18 protein-coding genes are annotated in these 16,382 nt (G+C 69.1%); 5 read left to right on the top strand and 13 right to left on the bottom strand.

The window, feature by feature from the left end; translation table 11 throughout:
- Positions 1-68 precede the first annotated feature (68 nt).
- The 4 genes from Q1B08_RS04190 to Q1B08_RS04175 all read right to left on the bottom strand — a co-directional run bounded on the left by Q1B08_RS04190 (position 69) and on the right by Q1B08_RS04175 (position 3,594).
- On the bottom strand, positions 69-722 hold the full coding sequence (locus tag Q1B08_RS04190) for an ATP-binding cassette domain-containing protein (protein WP_299815220.1): 654 nt from the start codon (positions 720-722) through the stop codon (positions 69-71).
- Between the two features lie 280 nt (positions 723-1,002).
- Positions 1,003-1,353 carry a PRC-barrel domain-containing protein gene (locus Q1B08_RS04185; RefSeq protein WP_299815218.1) on the bottom strand — a complete coding sequence of 117 codons (351 nt, stop codon included), beginning with the start codon at positions 1,351-1,353 and terminating at the stop codon, positions 1,003-1,005.
- A gap of 251 nt (positions 1,354-1,604) precedes the next feature.
- Positions 1,605-3,251: a chaperonin GroEL gene (gene groL / locus Q1B08_RS04180; RefSeq protein WP_299815215.1), complete on the bottom strand. Its 1,647-nt coding sequence runs from the start codon at positions 3,249-3,251 to the stop codon at positions 1,605-1,607.
- Positions 3,252-3,306: 55 nt separating this feature from the next.
- The gene (locus tag Q1B08_RS04175; protein WP_299815212.1) at positions 3,307-3,594 is read right to left on the bottom strand and encodes a co-chaperone GroES; all 288 of its coding nucleotides are present in this window, start codon (positions 3,592-3,594) and stop codon (positions 3,307-3,309) included.
- Between the two features lie 366 nt (positions 3,595-3,960).
- Between Q1B08_RS04175 and Q1B08_RS04170 the strand changes: the two genes are divergently transcribed.
- Positions 3,961-4,539: a uracil-DNA glycosylase family protein gene (locus tag Q1B08_RS04170; RefSeq protein WP_299815209.1), complete on the top strand. Its 579-nt coding sequence runs from the start codon at positions 3,961-3,963 to the stop codon at positions 4,537-4,539.
- A complete protein-coding gene (locus tag Q1B08_RS04165; protein WP_299815206.1) occupies positions 4,536-5,291 on the top strand; it encodes an SseB family protein in 756 nt (251 codons plus the stop codon). Before Q1B08_RS04170 ends, Q1B08_RS04165 begins: the two co-directional genes overlap by 4 nt.
- A gap of 36 nt (positions 5,292-5,327) precedes the next feature.
- Here the strand turns inward: Q1B08_RS04165 and Q1B08_RS04160 are convergent, their stop codons facing one another.
- Genes Q1B08_RS04160 through Q1B08_RS04150 form a run of 3 tightly spaced genes read right to left on the bottom strand, consistent with a single transcriptional unit; the run spans position 5,328 to position 7,791 of the window.
- The gene (locus Q1B08_RS04160) at positions 5,328-6,098 is read right to left on the bottom strand and encodes a 5-oxoprolinase subunit PxpA (RefSeq protein ID WP_299815203.1); all 771 of its coding nucleotides are present in this window, start codon (positions 6,096-6,098) and stop codon (positions 5,328-5,330) included.
- Entirely contained in the window at positions 6,095-7,066 is a 972-nt protein-coding gene (locus Q1B08_RS04155; protein ID WP_299815200.1) for an urea amidolyase, read from the bottom strand. Before Q1B08_RS04155 ends, Q1B08_RS04160 begins: the two co-directional genes overlap by 4 nt.
- Positions 7,063-7,791 carry a carboxyltransferase domain-containing protein gene (locus Q1B08_RS04150; protein ID WP_299815197.1) on the bottom strand — a complete coding sequence of 243 codons (729 nt, stop codon included), beginning with the start codon at positions 7,789-7,791 and terminating at the stop codon, positions 7,063-7,065. The genes Q1B08_RS04155 and Q1B08_RS04150 overlap by 4 nt, the downstream gene beginning before the upstream one ends.
- A gap of 73 nt (positions 7,792-7,864) precedes the next feature.
- On the opposite strand from Q1B08_RS04150, the gene Q1B08_RS04145 reads away from it, so the two are divergent.
- The 3 genes from Q1B08_RS04145 to Q1B08_RS04135 all read left to right on the top strand — a co-directional run bounded on the left by Q1B08_RS04145 (position 7,865) and on the right by Q1B08_RS04135 (position 9,680).
- A complete protein-coding gene (locus Q1B08_RS04145; RefSeq protein WP_299815194.1) occupies positions 7,865-8,380 on the top strand; it encodes a DUF2478 domain-containing protein in 516 nt (171 codons plus the stop codon).
- A gap of 267 nt (positions 8,381-8,647) precedes the next feature.
- The gene (locus tag Q1B08_RS04140) at positions 8,648-9,355 is read left to right on the top strand and encodes a TVP38/TMEM64 family protein (RefSeq protein WP_299815191.1); all 708 of its coding nucleotides are present in this window, start codon (positions 8,648-8,650) and stop codon (positions 9,353-9,355) included.
- 76 nt (positions 9,356-9,431) lie between these two features.
- Positions 9,432-9,680, top strand: a complete 249-nt coding sequence (locus Q1B08_RS04135) for a hypothetical protein (RefSeq protein WP_299815188.1) — start codon at positions 9,432-9,434, stop codon at positions 9,678-9,680.
- Between the two features lie 2 nt (positions 9,681-9,682).
- On the opposite strand, the gene scpB is transcribed toward Q1B08_RS04135, so the two are convergent.
- From scpB to Q1B08_RS04105, 6 genes are all read right to left on the bottom strand, one after another.
- Complete coding sequence (gene scpB, locus Q1B08_RS04130; RefSeq protein WP_299815185.1) at positions 9,683-10,294, bottom strand: SMC-Scp complex subunit ScpB; 612 nt, start codon at positions 10,292-10,294, stop codon at positions 9,683-9,685.
- A complete protein-coding gene (locus Q1B08_RS04125) occupies positions 10,291-11,076 on the bottom strand; it encodes a ScpA family protein (protein ID WP_299815182.1) in 786 nt (261 codons plus the stop codon). Before Q1B08_RS04125 ends, scpB begins: the two co-directional genes overlap by 4 nt.
- A gap of 10 nt (positions 11,077-11,086) precedes the next feature.
- Entirely contained in the window at positions 11,087-12,070 is a 984-nt protein-coding gene (locus tag Q1B08_RS04120; RefSeq protein WP_299815180.1) for a glycoside hydrolase family 3 N-terminal domain-containing protein, read from the bottom strand.
- A gap of 4 nt (positions 12,071-12,074) precedes the next feature.
- On the bottom strand, positions 12,075-13,145 hold the full coding sequence (locus Q1B08_RS04115) for an SPOR domain-containing protein (protein WP_299815178.1): 1,071 nt from the start codon (positions 13,143-13,145) through the stop codon (positions 12,075-12,077).
- A gap of 154 nt (positions 13,146-13,299) precedes the next feature.
- Complete coding sequence (argS, locus tag Q1B08_RS04110; protein WP_299815176.1) at positions 13,300-15,042, bottom strand: arginine--tRNA ligase; 1,743 nt, start codon at positions 15,040-15,042, stop codon at positions 13,300-13,302.
- An 82-nt stretch (positions 15,043-15,124) separates the two neighbouring features.
- Complete coding sequence (locus Q1B08_RS04105) at positions 15,125-16,312, bottom strand: deoxyguanosinetriphosphate triphosphohydrolase (protein WP_299815172.1); 1,188 nt, start codon at positions 16,310-16,312, stop codon at positions 15,125-15,127.
- Positions 16,313-16,382 lie beyond the last annotated feature (70 nt).

Below are 16,382 nucleotides of genomic sequence, written 5' to 3'. Positions count from 1 at the left end.
AGGTCTCGGGGACGGACGCCCCCGGGCGGTTGAAGCCGTCATCCGGCCGGATGCGATATTTCCGGGCTCTAGGCATCGTACTCATAGAGCCTCCGGGCTTCGTCGAGCGTGTCAAAATGATAAAGCCGCCCGTCGCGAAGAACGGCCGCGGTCGTCGCGAAACGTTCGAGCACCTGCGGTTGATGACTGACGATCACGACCGTCGCCTCGCGCAGTCGATCCTTCAGGATCGACCCGGCCTTGCGGTTGAACTCCGCATCCGTCGTGGTCGGCATGCCCTCGTCGATCAGGTAGATGTCGAATTCGAGCGCCAGCATGAGCGCGAAGGCGAAGCGCGCCCGCATTCCTTGCGAAAATGTACCGACCGGGCGGTCGAAATATTCCTCGATCCCGCAAAGATAGCGACAGAACGCCTCCACGTAGTCAGCGTCGAGGCCGTAGAGCGTAGCGATGTAGCGCGCGTTCTCGGTCGCCGTGTTGCGGTTGATGACGCCGCCCATGAAGCCAAGCGGAAAGCTCACGCGGGACGTACGGCGGATCTCGCCCTCGTCGGGCTTCTCGAGCCCCGCCATCATGTTGACGATGGTCGTCTTGCCGGTTCCGTTTGGCGCGAGGATGCCGACCGACCGTCCGAGCTCCACGCGGAAATCCGCGCGATCGAGGATCACCTTCCTCTGCGTACCCGTCCAGAAGGATTTTGAAACGTTCTCGAACTCGATCATCAGGCCGGAATCATCCGAATCATTCTGCGCTTTGCCCGTTGTTACCGTTCCCTGTTGCACGGATCGTTAACATGCGGGGAATTTCATGACGGCGCGGCCGTTTGCCCGGCCGTGCGTGGTGCCGTTCCGGCGTCGAGCGGCATGCGGATATAGCGAAACACGACGTCGTATGGGCCGCCCCCGGCCAGCGGACTGGCCCCTTCACGTCATTGCATCCGGATATGGAAAAGCAAAGGGCACCCCGAAGGGTGCCCCGCCGTTTCGTCATGTATAGCTTCGGTCAGATCCAGTAGGGCGCGACGCCGTAATTCTCGTAGGTCCGCGTTTCCCAGTCCCGGTTCGATTCCCAGCCCTGTTCGACCTCGGGGGCTCCATTGAGCTGCGTTTCGGTGATCGAGGTGCGGAACCCGCCGAGCGAGGTGTCGTAGGTCAGCGTGTTCCACGGCACGGGACGTTCGTCACCGCCGATGCCGAGGACGCCGCCGAAACTCATCACGGCATAGGCAACCTTGCCCGATTGCTTGTCGATCATGACGCGATCAATGGTGCCGACCCGCTCGTCGTTCGCACCGTAGACCACCGTACCGGAAACGTCGCCCGCGGCGACAAGATTCGCATTGTCATGGGTCATCGTCTTCCTCCGATTCTCTGGAACAGCCGCATTCGGCTGCTTTGAATCAAACGCGGGGAGTCCGCGGGCGTTCCGAAAACTCTCCGAAAGCCCGGCCGGGGCAATACGGGCGCCAGCCAGAGCGGAACCGGGGTCGGGCCTGCCCTCGCCCGACAAAAAGGGCCCCCGAAGGGACCCTTTCCGCCGGTCATGCCGGTCGGTCTCGCGGCGCCCGGGACCGGGCCCGGACGCGCGACGATTGTGGGGGTGGCTTACATCATGCCGCCCATGCCGCCCATGCCGCCCATGTCGGGCATGCCGCCACCCTGGCCTTTCGGCTCAGGCTTGTCGGCGACCATCGCTTCGGTCGTGATGAGCAGACCGGCAATCGACGCGGCGTCTTCCAGCGCGGTGCGGACGACCTTCGCGGGGTCGATCACGCCGAACTTGAACATGTCACCGTATTCCTCGGTCTGCGCGTTGAAACCGAAGGACAGGTCCGACGATTCGCGCACCTTTCCGGCGACGACCGAGCCGTCGACGCCCGAGTTCTCGGCGATCTGACGCAGCGGCGCCTCGAGCGCCTTGCGCACGATGGTGATGCCCGCAGTCTGATCGGCGTTCGCCCCCTGGAGGCCTTCCAGCGCCTTGCCGGCCTGAACCAGCGCGACACCGCCGCCGACGACGACACCTTCCTGAACCGCGGCGCGGGTGGCGTTCAGCGCGTCGTCGACGCGGTCCTTGCGCTCCTTCACCTCGACCTCGGTCATGCCGCCGACGCGGATGACGGCGACACCGCCGGCCAGCTTGGCGACACGCTCCTGCAGCTTCTCGCGGTCGTAGTCAGAGGTGGTCTCCTCGATCTGCTGACGGATCTGGCTGACGCGGGCCTCGATCTCGGCCTTCTCGCCGGCACCGTCCACGATGGTCGTGTTGTCCTTCGTGATCGAGACGCGCTTGGCGGAGCCCAGCATGTCCATCGTGACGTTCTCGAGCTTCATCCCGAGGTCTTCCGAGATCACCTGACCGCCGGTCAGAATCGCGATGTCCTGCAGCATGGCCTTACGACGATCGCCGAAGCCCGGCGCCTTGACGGCCGAGATTTTCAGGCCGCCGCGCAGCTTGTTGACGACCAGCGTGGCCAGAGCCTCGCCTTCCACGTCCTCGGAAATGATCAGCAGCGGCTTCTGCGACTGGATCACCGACTCGAGCAGCGGCACCATCGGCTGCAGCGACGAGAGCTTCTTCTCGTGCAGCAGGATCATGCAGTCTTCCAGATCCGCCGTCATCTTTTCAGGATTGGTCACGAAGTAAGGCGACAGGTAGCCGCGATCGAACTGCATGCCCTCGACGACGTCGGTCTCGGTCTCGAGGCCCTTGTTCTCCTCGACGGTGATGACGCCCTCGTTGCCGACCTTCTGCATCGCATCCGCGATCTGGCGGCCGATCTCGGCTTCGCCGTTGGCCGAAATGGTCCCGACCTGAGCGACCTCGTCGCTGTCGGTCACGTCACGGGCGGCGGCGCGGATGGCCTCGACGACCTTCGAGGTGGCCATGTCGATGCCGCGCTTGAGGTCCATCGGGTTCATGCCGGCGGCGACCGACTTCATGCCCTCGCGGACGATAGCCTGCGCCAAGACCGTCGCGGTGGTGGTACCATCGCCGGCCTCGTCGTTGGTGCGGGAAGCGACTTCCTTCACCATCTGCGCGCCCATGTTCTCGAACTTGTCCTCGAGCTCGATCTCCTTGGCGACGGTGACGCCGTCCTTGGTGATCCGCGGGGCGCCGAACGACTTGTCGAGGACCACGTTGCGGCCTTTGGGGCCCAGCGTGACCTTGACGGCGTCGGCCAGAATGTTGACGCCCTTCAGCATGCGATTGCGGGCGTCGGTTTCGAACTTCACGTCCTTGGCGGCCATGTTATTCTCCTAGAATGTAATGCGTTGAGGGGCGATATTCAGGTAATCGCGGCGATCAGCCGATGATCCCGAGAATGTCGCTCTCCTTCATGATCAGAAGTTCTTCGCCGTCGAGCGTGACTTCCGTGCCGGACCACTTGCCGAACAGGATACGGTCGCCGGCCTTCACGGACGGCGCGATCAGCTCGCCGGAATCCTTGCGGGCGCCATCGCCCACGGACACGATCTCGCCCTCGGCCGGCTTTTCCTTGGCGGTGTCGGGAATGATCAGACCACCCTTGGTCTTCTCGTCGGATTCGACGCGACGGACCAGAACGCGGTCGTGCAACGGTTTGAAAGCCATCGTCAGCCTCTCAGCTTGGTATTTCGGGCCTTAGCACTCACCTTGGGGGAGTGCCAACAACCGGCTAGGTAGGAGAGGTGGCGAGGCCTGTCAACAGCGCGTTCATTGTTTTCCCGCGGCTGCCCCACGGACCCGCGGCGGACCGCCGTGGACAGGGTGCGGAGGCAGGGAATCCGCGCAGCGCCCGGCTCGCATCCCGGCTTGGCAAGCGCAAGGATCGTCCTGTCGGTGCAAGGAAAACGACGCGTTCGGCCCGCCCGCGGACCTGCGGCGGCCACGGCATGTTCGCCGCAGGCTCTTTTTCGGTCCCGCCGAACATCAACGGGATCTTAAAACGAGCGCCGCTCCATCCTACGTGCTGGAACCATGACCGTGACATCCGAGATTGCAGCCTGCCGAATTTGCGCCGGGCGGTTCGCCGCAACGGCTTCCGCGCACCGTCCCCAACCCGTCGTCTGGTTCCGCCCCGGCGCGCGCGTCCTGATCGCGTCGCAGGCGCCCGGCATGCGCGCGCATGTCTCCGGCAAGCCCTTCGACGATCCCTCCGGCAAGCGGCTCCGGGAATGGATGCAGGTCGACGACGAGACATTCTGGGACCGCGACAAGGTGGCCATCGTGCCGATGGGGTTCTGTTTTCCCGGCTACGACGCCGCCGGGGGCGACATTCCGCCCCCGCGGATCTGTGCCCGGACTTGGCGCGATCGGGCGCTGGCGCATGCCGGCGATGTGCCGGTGACGCTCCTGATCGGCGGCTACGCGCAAAGCTGGCATCTGGGGAAAGGCCGCGTCACCGACCGGGTGACGCACTGGCGCGACTACGCTCCGCGCATCTTCTGCCTGCCGCATCCGTCCTGGCGGAACACCGCCTGGCTCAAGAAGCATCCGTTCTTCGAGGCGGAGACCCTGCCCGCCCTACGCGCCGCGATCCAGGAGGCCCTTGCATGACACCGATCGACGAGGCCCACCTTCGGGCGGAGACGGCAGGGACCGACGAGGCCCGGCTCGCCTTTTACGAGCGTCTCGCGGAGGCGGAGCTGCACCTGCTTCTCCAGTCCTCCGACAAGGAGACGATGTCCCCCCGGCTACTCGATTTCGAGGGCGCGCGTTACGCTTTCGCCTTCGACCTGCCCGACCGTCTGGAGGCGTTCGCGGGGGAAGCGGCGACGGCGACATTATCCTGCCGGCAGCTTGCGCGGATGCTCGCCTCGGAACGGCTGGGCCTCGCCCTCAACCTCGAAGACGCCCCCTCGGCGCAACTCCTCCCGCCCGAAGCCATCGACTGGCTGCTGCGGACGCTGTCCCATGCGCCCGCGGAGGAGGAGCGGCGGGTCTCGACGATCACGCCGCCGGGCAACCTGCCGGAGCTTCTGCTCGTGGCGCTCGACTCGAAACTGCGACTCGCGGCCGGACTCGCGCGGCAGGCCTACCTTGTCGGCGTGACCTATACCGACCGCTCGCGGTCGCACATGCTGGGCATCGTCGATCCCGTTCCGGGCGCGGAGCCTGACCTTGCCCGCGCCGTGTCGGAAGCGCTGATCTTCTCCGGCCTCGACGCCGGAAGCCTCGACGTCACCTTCCTCCGGGCGTCGCAGCCCTTCGCTGCCACGCTGGCCCGCCACGGCCTGCGCATCGACCTGCCGGACCCGCCCGCCACAGGGCCGGTTCGCGCCCCGGACGCGCCGCCCCGGCTACGGTGACGCAGCGAAAAGAGCCGCCGGAAAGGTTCGGGCGTATCAGCCCCGCCGCGCGACCATCGGCGCGAGCGTGATCCCCTCGGCCTCCAGCGCCGCCCGGACGGCGCGGGCGATGGCCACCGCCTCGGGGCCGTCGCCGTGCAGACAGATCGAGTCGATGGCCGCCGGGATCTCGCGCCCCGACGCGGCCTGGATCGTCCCTGTCGTCACGAACCGCACCATCCGCGCGGCCGCCGCCTCCGGGTCGTGGATCATCGCGCCGGGCTGGCCACGGGCGACCAGCGTCGCGTCGTCGTTGTAGCCGCGGTCGGCGAAGATTTCCCCCGCCCAACGCGCGCCGAGATCCCGGGCCGCCCGCTCCTGCACCGTCCCGGCGAGGACCAGCAGGATGATCTCGGGATCGACGCGCAGCGCCGCCGCGTAAGCCGCGTGCGCGAGCGCCTCGTCCTCGCAGCTCATGTTGGAGAGCGCGCCGTGCAGCTTGAAGTGCCGAACCTCGGCACCGACCGAGGCCGCCACGCCCCGCGCCGCGCCGAGCTGCCAGGCCACGAGGTTCGCCACGCTGTCCTCGGGCATCGCGATCCGCCGGCGGCCGAAGCCCTGCAGGTCGGCGAAGCCCGGATGCGCGCCGATCCCGACCCCGCGCTCGGCAGCCCGTCGCATCGTCGCGGCCATCACGTCCCAGTCGCCGGCATGCGCGCCGCAGGCGACGTTGGCGGAAGTCACGATGTCGAGGAGGGCCATGTCGTCGCCCATCTGCCAATCGCCGTAGCCCTCGCCCATGTCCGCGTTCAGATCGACCTGATTCATTCGTCCTCCATCCGCGCCGAAACGACGCCGCTCACGAGTTGCATCGCGCCCAGATCCGCCACCTCCGCCGGCGCGCGGACGAGCGGCGCGGCCGCAGGGCGACGATGCGCCGCTGCCCGTGCCTCGTCCAGCGTCACGAACCGGAAGGTCAGTTCGTCCCCCGGCATCGCCTGCAATGCCCGCGGCAGGTCGGCGCCGATCACCGTGCCGATCCGGGGGTATCCGCCTGTCGTCTGGCATTCGGGGCCGAGGATGTAGGGCACGCCGTCGCCGGTCATCTGCACGTCGCCGGGCAGGATGAAATCCGACAGGAGATTGAGCTGTCCTTCCGTCGCAAAGCCTGCGCCGTCGAAGGCGAGCCGCACGCCCTGGCGATTGCCGCGCGGGTCGCGCCTGAAGATCGTGCCCTCGAACCGCGCCCGCTCCGCCTCGGGAAAGAGCGCGGTCTGCGGCGTGGGCACGACGCGCAGCACGCCGCCGCCGAAGCGCCGGACGGGTTCGACCGTCCGATCGGTCCCCCGCGACGCAGCGCAGGACAGCGTGTCGCCGGCCGCGAGCGGCGTACCGATCCCGGCGATCAGATGCGCCGCCCGGCTGCCCATGATTTCAACCGTGTCGAAGCCGCCCTCGACATGCAGATAGGAATAGGCCCCTCGACCCGACGGCCGGAGGTCGAGGACCGAGTCCACGGGAAGCGCATGCACCGCGTTCCAGGCGAGCCGGCGCCCGTCCGTCTCCGCCCGCATCGGCGCGCCGGTCAGCGCGACGAGGGCCGGCACGCGCAGCGCGACCTGCAGCGGCGTGCCCGGCATCTCGATCCCCGCGCCGATCTCGCCCAGCAAAGCCCGCGCCTCGAGCCGCGCCAGGGTGTCGGCCGCCCCGCCGCGGGCAAGCCCTTGCGACAGGTGGCCCGGCCGCCCGTCATCCTGCACCGTGACGAGGGGACCGCAGGACAGGACCTCCATCATCGCAACACCTCGCAGGTCGCGCCGCCATGACCTTCCGTATCCGCTTCCGCCCGGGCGCGAAGCTCGTCCGGCGCGACCACAGGGAACGTCACCTCGTCCCCCGGCGCGAGCGCGATGGGCCGTGTGCGTTCCGGCCGGAAACAGCCGAAGGCGGTGCGTCCGACCTGCCGCCAGCCCGTGGGGGCGGCAGTGCCGAACAGAACGAGCTGGCGCACCGCGACGACGAGCGCGCCCTCCGGCACCTTGGGCGTGAGCCCGGTCTGGCGCGGCAGGTCCCAGGCCTCGGGCAGGATGCCGAGATAGGGCATGCCCGGCGCGAAGCCGAGCGCGAGCACGCGGATCCGCGCCGAGGAGAGCGCCTCGACCGCCGCCTCGATCGACATTCCGGCGAGTCCGGCCGCTTCCGCGAGCTGCGGTCCGTCCGCGCCGCCGTAGCTGCAAGGGATCGCCCAGACCCGTCGCGGCGGTGGAGGCACCCGCGCCCAGTCCTCTGCCGCAAGCCGCCCGCGCAGCTCGGACGCGACCGTAACCGGGTCGCCCTCGACGCGGACGAGGACGGAGCCCAGAGACGAGGCCGTCTCCGCCACGCCCGGCACGGGGTCCGCCTCCAGCGCGGCGCGGAAGGCGACGCAGGCGCGGTTGGCGTCGTCGTCGAGTGCGGGCGCGAAGCGCACCAGCAACGCCGCCTCGCCCAGGGGCTCGATCCGGGGGAACGTCTCGGTCATGGAACCGGGGTCGCCCGGGCCGGACCGCGCGTCAAGACTTGCGCAGGGCGGAGCGCCGTGGAACGGGGGCGTCATGCGGCTGGCCTATACGATGACCGACGGGCGCGGTGAGCTGGACCCGCTGCTCCATGACCTCGCGCAGGACGCGATGGCGCGGGGCCTCCGCGTCGCAGGGATCGTGCAGGTGAACCGCGACCGGCCGGGCTGCGCGCGGTGCGACATGGACGCGATCGTCCTGCCCGACGGCCCCGTTATCCGGATCAGCCAGTCGCTCGGACGCGAGGCGCGCGGCTGCCGGCTCGACCCGGAAGGGCTGGAAACCGCCGTCGCCGTCGCCGAGACCAGGCTCGCGGCCGGCGCGGACCTCCTCCTCGTGAACAAGTTCGGCAAGCAGGAGGCGGGCGGCCACGGCTTCCGTCCGGTGATCGCCGCCGCCCTCGAGGCGGGGACGGATGTCCTGGTCGGCGTCAACCGGCTCAACATCGACGCGCTCCTCGCCTTCGCGGGCGACATGGCCGAACGGCTACCGGCCGAGGCGGGCGCCTTGCGCGACTGGCTGCCCGCTTCCTGCGGATCGCAAGGTCGCTAGCCCGGTTCGCCGGGCGACCTGCGCGCTCGGGATCGCCGTACCCGCGGCCGCACATCCGCGGGTCGGTTCGCGCCGTCGCGTCGACCATGTTGTCGGATAAAGCGTTCCAATCCGGCTTGATCCGGGTCCGGCTGGCCTTCCCTGCAAACACGCATCCTCCATGCCGGTCGCCGTGCCCTCACACCGGCTGTCCGGCGCGGCGATAAAGATGCGCGGCATTCGCCGCCCCTTGCGGCGGTCACGGGGTCGCACCATAGGGGGCGCGCGATGTCCTCCCCTGCTTCTCCCGTGCCTGTCTGGCAGCTGTGGCTCTGGCCCGCGATCCTCGTCGGTCTCGCCTTTGCGATGTGGCTGCTGCCCTGGGGCCAATGGGTTCCGATCCTGCGCGACCAGGTGGACAATCATGGGGCCTGGGGCGTTCTGATCTACCTTGTCGCCTATGCCGTCGTGGTGATCCTGCCCCTGCCCGCGGCAGCCATGTCGGTCGTCGGCGGGCTCGCCTACGGATGGTGGGGCTTCCCGCTGGCGATGGCGGGCAGTGTGCTCGGCGCGATTCCGCCCTACCTGATCGGGCGTCACTGGCTGCGGAACATGCTGCTGCGCCGGGTGCACGGACCGCGGCTGATGGCCGCGGACCGGGCGATCGGGCGGAACGCGATGGTGTTCGTCACGCTCCTGCGCCTTACGCCGATCCTGCCGTTCACTGCGCAGAACTGGCTCCTCGGCCTTACCTCTGTCCGCACCCTGCCCTACATGGTCGCCACGATCGTCGGTCTGACGCCCGGGACGCTGGCGATGGTCTGGATCGGGGAGGTCGGGGGCCTTGCCTCGGTCGGCGCGACCCAGACGCGTCTGATCCTCGCGGCGCTCGGGCTTCTGGGCTTCGGCGGCATCATCGTCTGGTTGGGCCGCGTGGCGACGATGGAACTGCGCCGTGCGGGCTTCGATGCGAAGCACGAATCGCAGGAGACGTGAGGCTTCCGACCCGACTGGTCGCGCCGGACCGCCGCCCCATATCGCCGAATGCGAAGAACGAGACCGGGGCGACGCCATGATCGAACAGGACGACGTGACCACCGGGCGCGATCCGCATCGGCGGCGGCACCGGATCCTGATGCTGATCCTCATCTGGCTTGCCGTCTACCCGACCGTGACGTTGCTGACCTATCTGACCTCCGGCCTCGACGTGCCGACCTTCGTGCGGACGTTCCTCACGACGCTTCTGACGGTGCCGGTCATCACCTTTCTGGTGGTCCCGAACGCAAAGGCGTTGATCTCGAAGGCCGACCCGAAAGCCTGAGGCTACTCCTCGTCCGCCGCGGCGAAGAGGGTGGCGGGGCGCGTCTCGGCTTCCGGCGGGGGCGTGCCTTCCAGAAGACCGGCCGCGCGAAGCTCCGCCAGACCCGGCAGGTCGCGCGGCGAGGCGAGGCCGAAATGGTCCATGAACGTCCGCGTGACCACGAAGGTGACGGGCCGGCCGGGCGTGTCCCGCCGGCGTCCGAGACGGATCCAGTCGAGCTCCATCAGTTGCTCCACGATGCCCTTGGACACCGACACGCCCCGGATCTCCTCGATCTCGGCGCGGGTCACCGGCTGGTGGTAGGCGACGATGGCGAGCGTCTCGGTCGCCGCGCGGCTGAGCTTGCGCGTCTCCACGACTTCCCGCATCATCAGATGCGACAGGTCCGGCGCTGTCCGGATCGCCCAGGCGTCGCCCAGTTTCCTCACCTCGACGCCACGACCCGCATAGAGCTCGGCAAGGCGGGAGAGCGCCGCGGCCGCGTCGCATCCGTGTGGCAGGCGGGCCTGAAGCTCCCCCACGCTGAGCGGCTTGGCCGAGGCGAACAGGACCGCCTCCACCATCCGCTCCTGTTCGGCCGCATCGGGCACATCGAAGAGGCCGCCGTCGCTCATGTCCGCCCCCGGATACGGATCGGGCCGAACATGTCCGCCTGTTCGAGATGCAGCCGGCCATCCCGTGCAAGCTCCAGCGCCGCCGCGAAGGTCGAGGCCGTGGCCGAACGGCGGCGCGCGGCGTCCCCGTCCCATCCTTCGGGCAGAAAGGCAGCCAGATCGGTCCAGATCGTCGCATTTCCGATCAGGGGACGCAGACGGTCCAGCGCCTCCTCCATCGTCCAGACGTCGTCGCGGTCCATCACGAACGGGCGAAACTCGTCGCGGGTCCGGGTGCGGGCATAGGCCTGCATCAGGTCGAGAAGCGTGGCCGTGTAGGTAACGCGACGGGTGCGGGCAACGCCTTCGGGCGCGCCCCGGGCGAAGACGTCGCGACCCAGCTGGTCGCGCGCCATCAGCGCCGCCGCGGCCCGGCGCATCGCCTCCAGCCGTTCGAGCTGAAAGGCCAGATGGGCGGCCTGCTCCTCCGCCGAAGGCCCCTCCTCCTCCGGATCGGGCGGCAGCAGGAGGCGGGATTTCAGGAAGGCCAGCCAGGCCGCCATGACGAGGTAGTCGGCGGCGAGCTCGATCCGCATCTCGCGCGCACGCTTCACGAAGGCGAGGTATTGCCGCGCGAGGTCGGTGACGGAGATCTTCCGGAGATCGACCTTCTGCGTCTGCGCGAGCCGGAGCAGCAGGTCCAGCGGCCCCTCGAACCCCGCCACGTCGACGATGAGCGCCTCCGCGGCCAGCCGGTCGGCCACCGCATCCCGTACCGGTCCTTCGGAAAGATCGTCGGCCACGAACGCCCCCTCAGGCGGTGAGGGCGTCAAGTTCCGCGCGGGCCGCCGCGGTGTCAAGCGCCGCCGGCCCGGTGCGCATGGCGAGCGCCCGCCCGCCCCGCGCCGCGGCCATATCGGTCATCGGCGGGCAGGCTTCCGCGATCGCCTGCATGTCGTCCCATTCGCCGTTGCAATGCAGGACCACGTCGCAGCCCGCCGCCAGTGCCGCCGCGGCCCGGGTCGCGACATCGCCCCCGAGCGCCCCCATGCCGATGTCGTCGGTCATCAGAAGGCCGTCGAACCCGATCCAGTCGCGTATCTCGGAGATCACCCGGGGCGAGATCGTGCCCGCCGCCTCGTCGAGCGCGGAATAGACGACATGCGCACTCATCCCGAGCGGCAGATCGGAGAGGCGCCGGAACACCTCGAAATCGCTCGCCCGAAGCTCCTCCAGCGACGCCTCGACCCGCGGCAGGCCGAGATGGCTGTCGACGGTGCCACGGCCGTGGCCGGGGATGTGCTTCAGGACCGGCAGGACGCCGCCGGCGCGGCACCCTTCGGCATTGGCGCGTGCCCGCGCGACCACGGTCTCGACGCTGTCGCCGTAAAGCCGGGACAACAGGAACGGATGCGTCCCGTCGCAGGCGATGTCCGCCGTCGGCGTGCAGTTCACGTCGATGCCGACCGCCCGCAGCTCCTCCGCGATCAACCGCGCCCGGAGGAACATCGCCCGCTCGGGATCGCGCGCGCGGCTCATCTGCGTCAGGGGCCGGGGCCAGCGGGTCCAGAAGGGCGGACCCATCCGCTGCACCCGCCCGCCTTCCTGATCGATCAGCACGGGCGCGTCGCGTCCGACCGCCTCCCGCAAGGCGTCCGTCAGGGACCGCAGCCGCTCGGGGGTCTCGATGTTGCGGGAAAAGAGAATGAAGCCCCACGGATCGGCGTCGCGAAAGAACGCCGACTCGCGGGGCGACAGGTCGGGGCCTTCGCAACCGAGGATGAAGGCCCCGGTCATGCGCTCAGCGTGCCGTCACCGGAAAGCAGGACGCGCCCTGCGCCGAAAGCTCGGAACAGAAACGGCGGGCCTCGTCGCCGTCGGCGAAGCCCACGACGCGCAGGCGCCAGATGGTCCGGCCCTCGGATCCCGCCTTCTGGATCGCGCGTTTCTTGCCGTCGAAATAATCGCGGAACCGCGGCGCGAGCCGGTCCCATTCCGCCCGCGCGACGCCCGCGCTGTCGAAGGCGCCGAGTTGCACGACGCTGCTGCCGGCGGCGATGGTCGCGGGGTCGACCTCGATCGCGGCGGGGCGAACGGGGTCGATGGACGCGACCTGCACGCCCATGCCGGCAGCCGGCGCGTCGATCGGGAGGGAGGATGGCGCGGCCAGCGCGCTGCGCAGGTCGGTCGGGCGGCGCTTGGGGCGGATCGACGTCGCGATGCCGCGTCCGTCGGTCACGGAGGAAGCCGCGTCGCTCCCGCCGAGCGCTTCCATCAGGGCCGCCTGGACGGAGTTTTCGATCGCGTTGGACGTCAGCGGCTCTGGCGCGGCCTCGATCGGCTCCGCTTCGGCCATGTCCGCATCGACCGCTTCGCTCCCGTCCGGCATCTCGACCATTTCGAGCGCGGCGAGCTCGATCATGGCTTCGGCGTCGTCCTCGGGCGCGGCCTCGACGATCGCGACCTGCTCGGCAGGCGAGTCCTCGACCGCCGCCTCAACCGCCGCGACGCGCGCGGCCAGAGCGGGCGCGTCGAGCGCGACCGGCGGCGGAGCCAACACGATCTCCTCCGGGGCGGGCGTGGCGGCGCCGCCGCCGGTGATGTCGGAAATCGCCATGCCCTGATGCGGCGCGACCGTGCCGCCCGGATCCTCCGGCGCGACGCGCATCGGCCCGTCCAGCGCGACGATCACCGGAACCGTCGAGACGTCGCGGAACGTCAGGTCGATCGCCCAGGTGGCGAGCCCCGCCGTGAGCCCGATCGACGTCAGCGCCCCGGCCCAGTTCACCAAGCCGAAGCCACGGATCGCATCGGCGAGACGCGAAGGCGCCTCGGCTCCGTAATCCGCACCGAAGTAGTCGAAATCCGCCATGTGCCTGTCCTCCACCGGCCGGACGGCGAAGCCCGGCGGTCGTGTTCACTGCTCAGGACCGGGGCCGTCCCCGCATCCGCCTCGACGGGCGCGCCGTTGAACCGACGCTGCCCCTTTACCGCTCTGGCCCGCGCGCCATGCCCCTTCGGGGTCTTCAGCGCATCTCGTTCGCAGGCTCGACCCCGAGAATACCCAAACCGCCAGCGATTACAATGGAGACGGCGCGGGCCAGCGCGATCTTCGCGCGGCTCGCATCGGGGTCGTCCTGCAGAAAACGCAGATTCGGCTCATCGTGACCCCGGTTCCACAGCGCGTGCAGCCCGGAGGCAAGATCGTAAAGGTAGAAGGCGATCCGGTGCGGCTCGTGCGTGCGGGCCGCGATCTCCACCAGCCGCGGCCATTCGGCGAGCTTCGCGGCGAGCGCCTGCTCGGCCGGGTGGTCGAGACGCGCAAGCTCCGCCATGCGCAGGCTCTCGTCCGTGACGTCGATCCCCGCCGCCCCGGCCTTGCGCAGGACCGACATCACGCGGGCATGCGCGTACTGGACGTAGTAGACCGGGTTGTCCTTCGACTGCTCCAGCACCTTGGAGACGTCGAAGTCGAGCGGCGCGTCATTCTTGCGCGTCAGCATCACGAAGCGGGTCACGTCGGCGCCCACCATCTCGATCACGTCGGCCAGCGTCACGAAGGTGCCCGCGCGCTTGGACATCTTGAGTTCCTCGCCGTCGCGGGTCAGCCGCACCAGTTGCGTGAGCTTGATGTCGAGCGGCACGCGTCCATCGGTGAGCGCGGCAACGGCCGCCTTCATCCGCTTGACGTATCCGCCGTGATCGGCGCCGAAGACGTTGATAAGCTGATCGAAACCGCGCTCCACCTTGTCGTGGTGATAGGCGATATCGGGCGCGAAATAGGTCCAGCTACCGTCCGACTTCTGGATCGGCCGGTCGACGTCGTCGCCGTATTCGGTCGACCGGAACAGCGTCTGTTCCCGCGCTTCCCAATCCTCCGGCAGCTTGCCCTTGGGTGGCTCGAGCGTGCCGCGATAGATCAGGCCCTTCGCGCGCAGCGCCTCGATCGCGGCCTCGATCCGGCCGGTCCCGTAGAGCGACTTCTCCGAGAAGAACACGTCCATCTCGACGCCGAGCCGCAGGAGATCCGCACGGATCAGTCCCATCATCGCGTCGGTCGCGAAGTCCCGGATCGGGGCGAGCCAGACATCCTCGGGTCGGTCGACATAGTCCGCGCCGACCTGCTCCTTCAGCGCCACGCCCACGGGCACGAGGTAGTCGCCCGGGTAGACGCCGTCGGGAAAGGCGACGTCCCGGCCGTGCGCCTCGAGGTAGCGAAGGTAAACGGAGCGGGCCAGCGTGTCGATCTGGCTGCCGCCGTCGTTGATGACGTATTCGCGCGTCACGTCGTGGCCGGAGAATTCCAGAAGCGCGGCGAGCGCGTCGCCGAAGACCGCGCCGCGCGTGTGGCCCACATGCAACGGTCCAGTCGGATTCGCGCTTACATACTCGACGTTCACCCGGCTGCCCGCGCCCAGTCCGGAGCGGCCGAACGCCGTGCCCGCCGCGAGCACGGCCCCGACCACGTCCTGCCAGATTGCGGGCGCGAGACGGAGGTTCAGGAAACCCGGCCCGGCGATTTCGGCCGTGCGGATGCGGGGATCGGCGGCGAGCCGGGCGGCCAGCGCCTCGGCAATGTCGCGCGGCTTCCGTCCGGCAGGCTTGGCCAGGACCATCGCGGCGTTCGTCGCCATGTCCCCGTGCGCGGCGTCGCGGGGCGGCTCGACCGTCACGTTGGCGACATCGAGCCCTTCGGGCAGCGCACCGTCGCGGACGAGCCCGTCGATCGCATCGAGGGTCAGGGCGCGGATGTCGGCGAAGAGGTTCATGGGATCGGTCCGTGGTTCAGGGCTCCGCCTCCTTAATGAAGGCCCGGGGCGGGATCAACGCGGGCGGCGCCGGTCCGCGGCCTCAGGAGGAGCGCGCGGTCCGCTCCCGCGATGGGTTCCGCTGGCCGCCGATCAGCCGGTCGTGGCTTTGCAATGCGAAGCGGTCGGTCATGCCGGCGATGTAGTCCGAAACGATCCGCGCGAGCGCGACCTCGTCCGCCGCCTCGGCCACGTCCTTGCGCCATTGCCGGGGCAGCTCTTCGGGATGGGCGAGATAGAACGGGAACAACTCCTCGATCACCTGCGTCACCTCCCGGCGCACGACGACCACGGAGGGCGCGCGGTACATCCGCTCGAACAGGAACCGGCGGATCACCTTCAGGTCGGACCAGAGCGCGGGGGTGAACTGCGCCATCATGCGTTCGGCATGACGGACATCCCCCGGCGTGCGCGGGTCTATCTCGCGCAGGTTCGCCTCCGTCACCCCGATCACGTCCTCGACGAGGACACCGAAGAACCGCCGCAGTGCCTCGTGCCGGCGGCGGTAGTAGTTCAGCCCGGGATACTTCATGTCCACCTCGGCGAAGCAGTCGTGCAGGATCGGCAGATCCGCCAACTCGTCGGTGGAGAAGAGCTCGGCGCGCAGCCCGTCATGGAGGTCGTGATTGTTGTAGGCGATGTCGTCGGAAAGCGCCGCGACCTGCGCCTCCGCGCTCGCATGGGTGTCGAGCTCGAGCGCGTGCACCGCGTCGTATTCGGCGAGCGCGTAGGGCACCGGCGGCAGGACGGGCCCGTTATGCTTGGCGATGCCCTCCAGCGTCTCCCAGGTGAGGTTCAGCCCGTCCCATTCGGCGTAGTGCCGTTCCAGTCGGGTGACGATGCGGATCGCCTGCGCGTTGTGGTCGAACCCGCCATAGGGCGCCATCAGCCGGCCGAGCGCGTCCTCCCCGGTATGGCCGAAGGGCGGGTGGCCCAGATCGTGGGCCAGCGCCACCGCCTCGGTCAGCTCCATGTTGAGGCCCAGATGCCTGGCGATGGTGCGCGCGACCTGGGCCACCTCGATGGAATGGGTGAGACGGGTGCGGAAATAGTCGCCCTCGTGCTCAATGAAGACCTGCGTCTTGTGCTTGAGCCGCCGGAACGCGCTCGCATGGATGATCCGGTCGCGGTCGCGCTGGAACGGGGAGCGGAACGCGCTTTCCGCCTCCGGGTGCAGCCGGCCGCGGGTCTGAGCGGGATCGCAGGCGAACGGGACGGTGGCGGTTGTCACGGGGCCTCACTTGGCAGGCGGCTCAGCGGCCCATATATCCCATCGCGACGAAGATGCACGTGCCTCGGAG

The sequence above is a fragment of the uncultured Jannaschia sp. genome (assembly GCF_947494025.1).
GTDB lineage: Bacteria > Pseudomonadota > Alphaproteobacteria > Rhodobacterales > Rhodobacteraceae > Jannaschia.
The sequence above is the reverse complement of the archived record's forward strand: the minus strand, read 5'-3'. Positions and strand labels throughout refer to the sequence as shown.